The organism is Pontibacter qinzhouensis, assembly GCF_008017455.1.
GTDB classification, from domain to species: domain Bacteria; phylum Bacteroidota; class Bacteroidia; order Cytophagales; family Hymenobacteraceae; genus Pontibacter; species Pontibacter qinzhouensis.
This window is the reverse complement of record NZ_VRTY01000011.1, coordinates 76,886-87,522: the sequence shown is the minus strand read 5'-3', so window position 1 is coordinate 87,522 and position 10,637 is coordinate 76,886. Positions and strand designations below refer to the sequence as shown.

The following is a 10,637-nucleotide window of genomic DNA, read 5'->3' as shown; positions in this document are numbered from 1 at the left end:
AGGTCCGCCGCTACGACGGCTTCTGCTGCGTGCCCAGCCACCTGCACTTCCAGGAGGCGGTGGGGAGCTTTTACAACCTCTACCACCCGCTCGACTGGCAGCCGGTAGAGGGGCCTTGCCCGCACACGCTCGCCTTCCTGCGCCACATCTTCGGGGAGCAGTACGAGCTGGGGCTCGATTACCTCACGCTCCTCTACCGCAGCCCCACCCAGCACCTGCCGGTACTCTGTCTGGTGTCCCGGGAGCGCAAGACGGGCAAGACCACGTTTCTCAACCTGCTCAAGCTCATCTTCGGGCGGAACGTGACTTTCAACGGCAACAGCGACTTTCGCTCCCAGTTCAACTCCGACTGGATGAACGTGCTGCTCATCGCCGTGGACGAGGTGCTGCTGGGGCGGAAGGAGGACTCGGAGAAGATCAAGAACCTGAGCACGGCCCGCACCGCCAAGATCGAGGCCAAGGGGAAGGACCGGCGGGAGACAGAGTTCTTCGGTAAGTTCGTGCTCTGCTCCAACAACGAGGAGAACTTCCTGCTGATCGAGCCCACCGAGACTCGCTACTGGGTGCGGAAGGTGCCGGTGCTGACGCAGGAGAACATCCACCTGCTCCAGGAGATGAAGCGGGAGATCCCCCACCTGCTGCACTACCTGCTGCGGCGGCCGCTCTCCGTGCCGCAGGGGCTCTCGCGGATGTGGTTCTCCGAAAAGCAATTGCGCACCGAGGCATTGCTGCGCGTCATGCAGGGCAGCCGCAACCGGGTGGAGACCGAGCTGCTGCTGCTTTTGCGGGAGCTCTTCGAGGCCACGGGCGAGCAGGAGCTGCACTTCACGGCCAAGGACCTGCTTGAGCTACTCCGGCGCCACCAGCCCCGCCTCACGCGCCAGCAGGTGCGGCAGGTGCTCCAGGGGGAGTGGCAACTGTTACCGGTCGCCAACAGCCTGATGTATATTACCTACCACTACAACGCCCAGGGGGAGCCCTGCCAGGTGCGCCTCACAGGGCGCTACTACAGCGTTTGCCAGGACTGGATCCGGCAAAAGTTTGATGAGAGCACCTGAAAACAACTGCTAAACCTTGTAAATCAGCTATTTACACCTTCATCATTGTATCTATCTTTTGATGAGGAATGATGAGCACGATGAGCAGGCTCATCATAGCCAAACAGCGTGATGAGCCTATGATGAGCGGGTATTTTATTCATTATGAATCAGTTAAAGGCACAACTCATCAAATCATCAGAAAAAGGCATAGCTCCTACCCGGTCATTTTCACACTGCTTCTGAAAGGGAAAAACATGAACATACAGCAGATCAACAGCGGCCTGGCCATCACCGACTTCCTGGCCAGCCAGGGCTTCCGGCCTGCCTACACGCGCGGCGCGGACTGGTGGTACATCTCCCCCATCCGCCCGACCGAGCGCACCCCCTCCTTCAAGGTCAGCACCCGGCTCAACCGCTGGTACGACCATGGCGCGGGCGAGGGCGGCAAGCTCTTCGACCTGGCCCTGCGCCTGTGCGGCAACGGCCAGGTGAAGGAGACCATCCGGCTCCTCTCGGAAGGGTTCTTCTTTTCACAGGCAAACCCATTCCCTCGGAAGCAACCGGACCATCTCCCGAACCTGCCGGCCATCCGGAGGGACACCGTTCAAAAGGAGAATGCCCATTTACCCGGCACCTCTTCCGGTATCAGGGTCCTGGAGACACAGCCCCTGCGCCGGGGCAGCGAGCTGGCCGCTTATCTCCGGGGGCGGGGCATCCGGCACGGCACGGCCAGCGCCTACTGCCGGGAGGTGCGCTTCGCCCTCGGGGAAAGGGAGCACCGGGCTGTCGGCTTTGCCAACCGCTCGGGCGGCTACGAGTTGCGCAACGCCTGGTTCAAGGGTTCCTCCTCCCCCAAGGACATCACCTTTCTCGACAAGGGAGGGAAAACCGTCTGCGTGCTGGAGGGCTTCCTGGATTTCCTCTCCCTGCTCGAGCTTAAACACCAGGTGCAACCCAGCACGAATTTCATCATTCTCAACTCCGTGGCGCTGGCGGGCAGGAGCCTAGAGCTGCTGGATAGGCACAAGGAGATATACCTGTTCCTTGACCGGGATGAGGCCGGGAGGCGGCTGACCGAGCGGCTGCTCCAATCCCATACCAAGGCTATCGATGCCTCCTCCTTCTACCAAAGCCATCAGGACGTGAACGACTACCTCGCGGCACGGAAGCAGCGGGCAAAGCGGCAGCGGCGGGGGCCGGGGCTTTGAAGGGGCACCACCTTCCTGCCTCGTGAAGAGAGGGTTTGAAAGTGGGAGCAAGTTTGTGTTTTTGTCATACAAAAACCTATTGCTGCCCCTGTGCTCCCGGTGGTCGCAGCAGGGAATGTTGTAAACAACCTAACTGAAGCAAAAACATGGAAACGGCTATAGACGAGCGGAAGGGACCGCAGCGAAAGAAAGGGGGCCGCCCCGCTAAAAGCATCAAGCGCAGCTGCACCCTGGTGGTGCGGCTGACGGAGACCGAGCGGCTACTGGTGCGGGGCAAGGCCCGGGAGGCGGGGCTGAGTACCTCAGCCTGGTTCCGGGTGGCCGCCAAAAAGGCAACGGTGGTGGCACGGCTCTCCCCGGAGGAGGCGGCCCTGCTGCGCATGCTCTCGGGGCTGGCCAACAACCTCAACCAACTCGCCCGCCTGGCCCACCGCGAGGGGCTGCTCTCCGTGCAGGGCAAGTGCCGCCTGGCCCTCGAGGAGATCAACCGCCTCCTGCAAGACCTCTCCCGCAGATGATCGGCAAGGTCATGATCGGCAAAAGCTTTTCGGGCTGCGTGCGCTACGTGGTGCAGAAAGAAGGGGCGCGGGTGCTGGAAGCGGAGGGCATCCGCACGGATTCCGTCTCGGCCATGGTCGCTGACTTCCGCCTGCAGCGCCAGCTCAACCCGGAACTGGGCAAGGCCGTGGGCCACATCGCCCTGAGCTGGAGCATCCATGACCGGGAGAAGCTCAGCCCGCAGGTGATGGCGGAGCGGGCAAGGGAGTACCTGGAGAAGATGGGCATCAAAGACACGCAGTACCTGGTGGTCGAGCACCGCGACCGGGAGCACCCGCACCTGCACATCGTCTACAACCGGATGGACTACCACGGCAAAACCATCCCGGACAAACTGCAGCGGCACCGCAACGCCCGGGTGTGCCGGGAGATGACCGAGCGCCACGGCTATTACCTGGCACCGGGAAAAGCGCAGGTGAACCGCCAGTACCTCACAGGGGCGGACAAGACAAAGTACGCGCTGCACGATGCCATTAGCTCCGCCCTGGGCAAGGCTACCAGTTGGCAGGAGCTGGAGGCGCTGCTGCAGCAGAAAGGCATCTCGCTTCACTACAAGTACAAGGGCGGCACGGAGCAGGTGCAGGGGATCAGCTTCCGCCAGGGGGAGATCAGCTTCAAGGGCTCGGCCATTTCCCGGAACTTCAGCTACAAGGGCATCAGCAAACAACTGGAGCGCAACAGGCAGCAGGAAGCGCTGTCTACTCCGGGAACAAAACTACAGCCCCGGCACCAGGCTAGCCTGGCTCCTGTACCGGAAAAAATATCAATTACTGATGACTTCTTTCCGCGGCGCCACAGCAACCTGATACCAACCCAGGGCCAGCCGGAGGAGCCGCTAACTACAGGTCATTTCAGGAAAAAGAAACGCAGAAAGAAAAAAAGAAGACACCTATGACACCACAGGAACTGGAAGAACGGGTGGCCGACGCAGAGCGCGTGCTGGCCCTCCATGGCAAGCGGCTCGAAAAGCTCGAGCAGCAAAAGGATCCGGCTCCAGCCAGGCCCGAACAAGCGGAAGAGATAGAGCAAGAGAAGCAGGCACCTCCTACACCCGACATTTCCAGGCAGCTAGAGGAGCTCAAAGCCCTCATCAGGCGGCATGACTTCAGTATGCCCGCCCTGCAGATCTACGCCCAGATTAACTCGTTCCGGGACACCATCACCAGGCTGCCCAAGGTACTGCCTGTCCGGCACCACCACCACTTCGAGGACAGGTCCCGGGGCTTTATACTGGGGGGTGTGATGCTCCTGCTGATAACCGCTCTAGTAGCCGGAGGATGCCTGAGTCTGTACCGGGAGAACAGCAGGCTGCGGGAAAGTGAGGTCAGGTTCCGGCTGGTCCGCCAGACCTACCCGGAGGCGGCACGGTGGGCGGACTCTACCTACGCACTTAATCCGGAGGAGGCAGCGGCATGGGTGAAGGAACTGGAGGCGAAACAACTGACACCAGAAAGCAAGGAAGCAGGAGGCACCAACCAAGAGTAACCATCAAAAAGTTTTGGCTATCAAAGGTTACTACCTAAGTGCCTATATAGTGCAGAACATCTAATTGAAACTTTGGCCTGCTTTTTCCTACACCCATGCATACGCCGCGTTGCCATTGAGTGGATTAAAGAAGCTTACGTTGTCGGCAGCTGCCGTTTCACCTCCTGCGTTAGGTGAAGCTGTCGCATGTTTTGAAAGTTATTTACAGAAAAGCTCTTTCCCCTGCTGCTCATGCTCTACAATGAGTCTGCCTATCTTAAAATAAGTTTTACCATTGTGGTATTCACGCTGGTAATCATTTTCCGGCGGGCAAGTTCTATTAACTCCGCAACCCTTCCGTAAAGCTGCTCTTCCGCTGGATTATTAGACGGTAAATCAGGCATAGCACAGGTTCTTCAGTTGTATTTTTCTCTCTTTATCAGTGTGGTTGATTCCGCAAACAGGGTATCCAGGTTGCTGTTAGATGTTCTGTGAACACACAACACTATTTGTTTTCAAGATCGACAAATTTCGCAGATTGCAAAGTGTAAAATTAAATCATTGCTCATTTTACTAAGACCAATCTAAAAGACATAAGCTTGATTGAATTTATTAGAGACTATTGTTTTTAAATGCTGTCAGCTGCGCTGTGTACTGCCTCTTCACATCATCCTCAAAGCTATCCAGGTAGCTTTCGGTAGTCCTTAGATTAGAGTGCCCCAATGATTCGGAGATAAGCTCTATGGGCGCTCCTGCTCGTTTGAGAACGGTGGAGAATGAGTGCCTGGCCGTATAAGTGCTCACATTCTTCTCAATGCCAACCGCAGCCGCCACTCGCTTAATGTACTTGTTGATGGTTTTGGTGGCATGCTGAATCTTTGCTCGCTCCCTCTCCGCCGATAGCTCCGGCTCAAGCAAGGGAAACACATAAGTATCACTGTAAGCAGGCTTATTGCCCCATCTCTCGATGATCTCGTCTATCTCCGGTGTTCTCATGGCCGTAATAGCTTTAATATTCTGACGACTGGTGCGTTCCGTTTTAGCCCTGATAAATGTGATGGTGTCTTTATCGAGCTGCCTGTATTTCAGCCGGGCTATATCCTTTACATTGATCCCGTTGCATAGGTAGGAGAAAACCCACAGGTCCCGTGCCCGGCCTTCATTTTCAGAGGCGGGCTGGTAGGAGAATATCTTCTCGATATCTGCCAATGTCAGGGCTTTCTTCACATTCCGCCCGGAAGGTATCTGGTATTTCCTTTTGCCGAACGGGTACAGGTCTACGGTCACCTCTCCGGCAGCTATGGCATTGTTGTAAATGGCCCGGACCGCTCTAAGGTAGATACCGATAGTGGTTATGGAACTACCGTGTAGAAGCATCCACTTCTCATAGCCCATCAGGAAATCAATCGTGACAGCGGCATAAGCCAGGGGTTTCCGCTTTTTCAGCAGATTTTCCTTTTTCTCATTTGCTTTAGCCCTGGTTAAACCTTTGTTCCTGGTTAATGGGTCCTTGTGAATATAAGAGAGCAGGCTAAGACTGGCACTCTCATAACTACTGGCTGTCCCTACCCTGCCTTCTTCCGCCAGCTTTTTGATCTGTTGCTCGAAGGCAGTGAAGACATCATTTTTGACGGCCGTTTTTAAATACTTCTTTTCGAACTGTTCAAATGTGAAGACATCCAGGCTTCGAATGATACCTAAAGCCTTTTGCTCTATTGCCTGGAAGGCTATCTGCAGCTCCTTGTACTTCCCCTTAGGTTTTTCAGCCTGAACTTTGGAGAATTCTGCCTCCCTTAAAGAGTAGCCGGTGTTGTAGTACTTGCGCTGTCGTTGGTAGGTCAGCCTTAACCTTACCGGAAAAGAACCGTCTTTCAAGGTCCTTCTGGTATCCAGCATGACGGAAGTAAGTACAGGTATCATGTGTGTGCAAATAATTTTCTGTACACACAATTTGCACACAAACCATCAAAAAGTCAAGGAATATCGCTAAACAAGGAGAAACAAAAACCGCTTAAATTGGCTAAATACAGGCTTTTTATGAATATATAAAACTAACAATAAAGGCCATCGTCATGACTACGAATCAGAAGGTTAGGGGTTCGACTCCCTTCGCGACCACTTGGAAATCCTCTCAGCATGCTGAGAGGATTTTTTATGTTTGATCTATCCGCTTCTTTTGCATTCAACCACCCCAGATATCCGATAGTTTATCCTAACAGGTGCCAAAACTATTTAAGGTTAAATTATAATTTCCTAACTACATGCACTAGCGTTTAAAACAAAATAAGTCAGGTTTGTAGCAGTAAGTAATAACTACTCCTTAATTATTCTAATGAAAATAGCCTTCCAAAGTATTTTCATCAGTATTAATCCAAGGGTCTAGTTGGCATTTTTTGTTGCAGGCAGTAGGAGTTTGCCAATCAAAAAAGGGACTTGGACATAACCATGCTCCTTTTAGCCATCATGCACAATAAACGACTCTTTTCAAAAGTTCGAAAACAGTTATAGTAGCACGAAGTAGGCCTACCTCCCGTACACACGCCAACGTTGTGCAATCGAAATTCTTCGTGAGAAACCAGCACCAATGTATTCTACCTATGCCTTAGCAGCAGGCGATCCTCTCCCCTTCCATAATCTATATTCTATCATTATCAAAATTCCTACTATTGCTACCTGCTACGGATCTAAGGGTTCATAAGGGTTAACCCGAAGCGCCTCCGGTACCGGGAAGAAAGCATTTGTCTCGTCACTTATCTTTTTCATGTCCCGGAACGGCAAGTAACCTAGCTCACGCATACACCTGTCACTGATAGTGAGTGTGTGTTGGCTATGATCAGAGTTTGTTAGTGTTAGTACAGGTTTTTGATCGGGCATGTTGAAGCTGTAAATCATCCGGCTAATATTTCGGAGATTAGTAGTGGTATGGCGGGCATGTGGCTCTATAAAAACAGCCTCATCCGGAACTCCCAGGTTAGTAACCAGGTACTTCTTCATCTCCTCCGCTTCATTAAATGGTGTTTTGTAAGGGTGCACATTTCCCCCGGAAACAACAATAAAGGGGGCTACGCCTTCTTTGTACATTTTAGCGGCCACTTCACAATAATGCGCGCCACCTTCATCCAGGGCAGTAGCCGGATCTTCTGGCCCGTGGCCCAGCACGAGAATCATGCTGTACGCGTACTTATTCCAGACTGTGCGCTTACTGGCTTCATAAGGCTTTCGGTTATAGCCATCCTGCAGGGGTTCGTATCGGGCAGCTTCATCGCGGCCATTCAGTTCAAGTGCTCCTAAGGCCGCTTGCAGAGGCAGCTTGTAAAACAAGGCTTCCTGCGCATGTATATTTTGTTGAAGCTCCTGCTGTAGCAAGGCCAGAAATTCCGGATCTGTTGTATTGAAACTGATGGAATCTATGGCAGGATACCTTGCGCCTGTTCCTCCTACATATACATCTAAAATATGATTCAGGCCCAACGCAGTATCTTCCCAGGCTTTCCGGATGGTGGTTGAATCTATTTCTCCTTTATATTTAAGATGATAAGATTCTGCCTGAAGCGCCTTGGTGACTGCCTTTTTAAAGCGCTTGTTCTTTATGTACAGGCTGTTAAGTTCTTTTGTAACAGAGGCTATTTCCTGGTCACTCCACTTTAATGCGGAAGCATAGCAGGTTGCATCCTGGCAGGAAGACAAAGCCCTCTCCGCTCTACCGGCATACTGCTGGGCCAGGCTACGAAGTACGGCATTTTGCTTTACCTCCTTCCGCACAACAGCAGACTCATCTATCACTTCCAGGAAATTGAACGTCTTGTGGAGAAGCAACTTTTTCGGAAAGTTACCTGAAGTTGCTGCCTGGCCCGATGCTATGGTTTGAGATTGCGCAAGCGTATCTGTTGCAGCGGCAAGTCCTGCGAATGCTGTTAGTAAGAGTATGAAAAATCGTTTTGAATAATACATGTTACTAAATTTTGAAGTTTAGATTGCCAGAAAATTAGGTAGCTGAGCTGTTGTTGCTTTAAGCATCAGGAAAAAATTAAATTTAACAGTATGGGTTCGCCCTTATTTATAGAAGAGCCTGTAGATAAGATTCCAGTAAAAAGTCTTGTTTCTTGATACTTGTGTCAGTTTATTTACTTCAGAAGATCAAGGCTGGGTACAAATTGGTTTTGGATTCCCCAGCTTTTCTCAGGTTTATCGGAGGCTGTTATTATAAGCTCTCCTCCTGCCATAATTTCTTTCTGTGTTAGCCAATTACGCTCGAGCTGTACGCCGTTTAAGCTTACCTGTTTGATGTAGCAATTTTTATCGGTATAGTTCTCTACCCGGATTTTAAACTTTTTCCCATCCGGCCATTTTATTTCAGCTGATTCGAATAGCGGGGCATTGAGGTAATATACCGGCCAGCCCACACAGGCGGGCTGAATACCCAGGGAGGTTAAAACAAACCAGGCCGACATAGCACCTGCATCATCATCCATGGTTCTTAAATAAGCCTCCGGCTGATTTTTATAGATAACGCCGATGTAAGAGCCGATCCCTCTGCTGTTATCGTTAAAGTAATGCTGCACCACCGTATCTACTGCCAACTGATGCACTAGCGCCTGCGATTTCCAGGGTTCGGAAGTTGCATTGTACAGCAAGGGTACCTGTAGGTCTGGCTCATTCGCTCGATTATGATAGTCATTGTTAAAGAAGGTGTCTAATTGGATTAGAAAAGCTTTCTCGCCGCCGGTCAGCTCTATTAATCCTTTCACATCGAAAGGTACAGACCACCTGTATTGCCAGATCGTACCCTGGTACATGTTGCGGGCAGACATTCTGTTGACATCTTCTTTTGTTAGATCCTTAAAATCTTTTTCCCAATACGCTTTGTATCTTAAGGCCTTCTGCTTATACTTCTCACTCAGCTGGTCTTGCTTTAGCTCTTTCAGTATCTGCGACAAGGCCCAGGCATCATAAGACGATTCTAAGGCTTTGTCAGGAGTTGCATAGTCCAGCCTTTCTACCTCCGCTTGAAGCGAATCCAGGATGGCAGTGAAATCGATTTTATAGCCTTTCCGGTAAGCATCTAGCAGCACCACAATGGCATGCTCGGTACGCACGGTGTTAGAGGGCTCATGTGTCGTGGCAAAGTCCTTTTTGCCGTAAGGGTACAGGTTAGCTATAGACGAAGAGATATCCTGGAACCTCTCCGGGTAAGCAAAAGAAAGCAATGGCAACTGTGTCTTGTAATTGTCCCAAATTGCCCACCCGTTATACATGGTGTTCTCTGATGTTTGCAGAGAGCCATCTATAGCGCGGTATTTTCCGTCTTCTTCAGAAATAACATAGGGCGACTGCACGGCACGATATAGCAAAGAGTAAAATAGCTTTTCCCGTTCCGGGTTGCCTTTTACCTCAATACGCGCCAAAAGCTCGTTCCAGTCGCTGGCACTCTTCCGGCTCATTTCCTCTAATGACTCATTGGCTAAGGCAGCAACGGCGTGCGCTACATCAACTGACGAGAAAGCTACTTCCAGAGAAGCTTCCTGTAGGTCAGAATCCAGCCAGGCAATTAATTCGTGCTTATTTATAGCCTCCAAATTTACTGGCTGCCGAAACCGCATGGCATAATAGAGCCGATAGGTGCCGGCACTACAGGTGGTTTGAGCTTCTATCCAGCCGCTTACTGTATTACCTGTAGCGGTATGTTCTTCTGCTACAAAGCGCCCGACAAAAGCATGGCTCAGGTCTATGTAGATTCCTTTTTTACCGGCAGGAAACTGGTAACGGTGCAGGCCGCTGTTTTTATAGACAGCAAGATCTGCTTTAATCTTATTTTTGAACCCGACGCTGTAATAGCCCGGTCCTGCGTTTTCTTCTGCTTTTAAAAGCTGCGATGTATCCGGGAACTCTCCCAGAAAAGGTTTGACCAGAATGTTACCTCCACTACCCATACAGCCTACTCCTTCGAAACGGTTGTGTGTAAAGCCCAGGAATTGCCTGGCTTTATGATCGTATCCCATGTGTGTGGAAGGGTACGTCTGAGGGCCAATACTCAACATGCTAAACGGGTAAGACGCTGCCGGCGATAGCTGCCCATGGTCGCCGGAAGAACCTAGAAAAACATTTACTTTCTCTGCAGGTGTATCTTTGTTCTTTTTAAGCGCTGTTTCTTTTTGCGCGCCTCCTACGAACATTCGGCAGCCAGATAACAGACTGATAATCAGTATTACTAAAATTCTCATTAAGGTCAATGTAAATGATAAATATGGCAGACAGCTTTTTCACCAGCTGCCTGCCATATCAGGATGTATTTACTTAAGTTATCGGAACGCTTTCCAATTATTCAGATGAAAATGGCCTTCGGAAGCAATTTCAGTTAAATTTCGCC

General features: G+C 51.3%; 9 protein-coding genes and 1 tRNA gene. 6 read left to right on the top strand and 4 right to left on the bottom strand.

The window, feature by feature from the left end; genetic code table 11:
* A partial coding sequence (locus FVR03_RS24705; protein WP_222707170.1) for a hypothetical protein occupies window positions 1–215 on the bottom strand: 215 nt, incomplete at its 3' end.
* A gap of 18 nt (window positions 216–233) precedes the next feature.
* Here FVR03_RS24705 and FVR03_RS24255 point away from each other — a divergent pair.
* The 5 genes from FVR03_RS24255 (at window position 234) to FVR03_RS04645 (ending at window position 4,291) form a co-directional block, all read left to right on the top strand.
* On the top strand, window positions 234–1,058 hold the full coding sequence (locus FVR03_RS24255) for a primase-helicase family protein (RefSeq protein WP_222707169.1): 825 nt from the start codon (window positions 234–236) through the stop codon (window positions 1,056–1,058).
* 119 nt (window positions 1,059–1,177) lie between these two features.
* Window positions 1,178–2,248 carry a DUF8464 domain-containing protein gene (locus FVR03_RS04660; RefSeq protein ID WP_187270032.1) on the top strand — a complete coding sequence of 357 codons (1,071 nt, stop codon included), beginning with the start codon at window positions 1,178–1,180 and terminating at the stop codon, window positions 2,246–2,248.
* A 146-nt stretch (window positions 2,249–2,394) separates the two neighbouring features.
* Window positions 2,395–2,766, top strand: a complete 372-nt coding sequence (locus tag FVR03_RS04655) for a plasmid mobilization protein (RefSeq protein WP_147920597.1) — start codon at window positions 2,395–2,397, stop codon at window positions 2,764–2,766.
* Entirely contained in the window at window positions 2,709–3,701 is a 993-nt protein-coding gene (locus tag FVR03_RS04650) for a relaxase/mobilization nuclease domain-containing protein (protein WP_147920596.1), read from the top strand. The genes FVR03_RS04655 and FVR03_RS04650 overlap by 58 nt, the downstream gene beginning before the upstream one ends.
* Window positions 3,698–4,291 (top strand): hypothetical protein, encoded by a 594-nt coding sequence (locus FVR03_RS04645; RefSeq protein ID WP_147920595.1) that lies wholly within the window; start codon window positions 3,698–3,700, stop codon window positions 4,289–4,291. The genes FVR03_RS04650 and FVR03_RS04645 overlap by 4 nt, the downstream gene beginning before the upstream one ends.
* A gap of 591 nt (window positions 4,292–4,882) precedes the next feature.
* Here the strand turns inward: FVR03_RS04645 and FVR03_RS04640 are convergent.
* Window positions 4,883–6,190 carry a tyrosine-type recombinase/integrase gene (locus tag FVR03_RS04640; protein ID WP_147920594.1) on the bottom strand — a complete coding sequence of 436 codons (1,308 nt, stop codon included), beginning with the start codon at window positions 6,188–6,190 and terminating at the stop codon, window positions 4,883–4,885.
* Between the two features lie 88 nt (window positions 6,191–6,278).
* Between FVR03_RS04640 and FVR03_RS04635 the strand changes: the two genes are divergently transcribed.
* Window positions 6,279–6,388 (top strand) — tRNA-Ser (locus tag FVR03_RS04635).
* A 558-nt stretch (window positions 6,389–6,946) separates the two neighbouring features.
* Here FVR03_RS04635 and FVR03_RS04630 read toward each other — a convergent pair.
* Together FVR03_RS04630 and FVR03_RS04625 are read right to left on the bottom strand one after the other, a co-directional pair.
* Window positions 6,947–8,221: a YdcF family protein gene (locus tag FVR03_RS04630; protein ID WP_147920593.1), complete on the bottom strand. Its 1,275-nt coding sequence runs from the start codon at window positions 8,219–8,221 to the stop codon at window positions 6,947–6,949.
* Between the two features lie 173 nt (window positions 8,222–8,394).
* Window positions 8,395–10,491, bottom strand: coding sequence for a glycoside hydrolase domain-containing protein (locus FVR03_RS04625; protein WP_147920592.1), 2,097 nt, complete (start codon window positions 10,489–10,491; stop codon window positions 8,395–8,397).
* Between the last annotated feature and the right edge of the window lie 146 nt (window positions 10,492–10,637).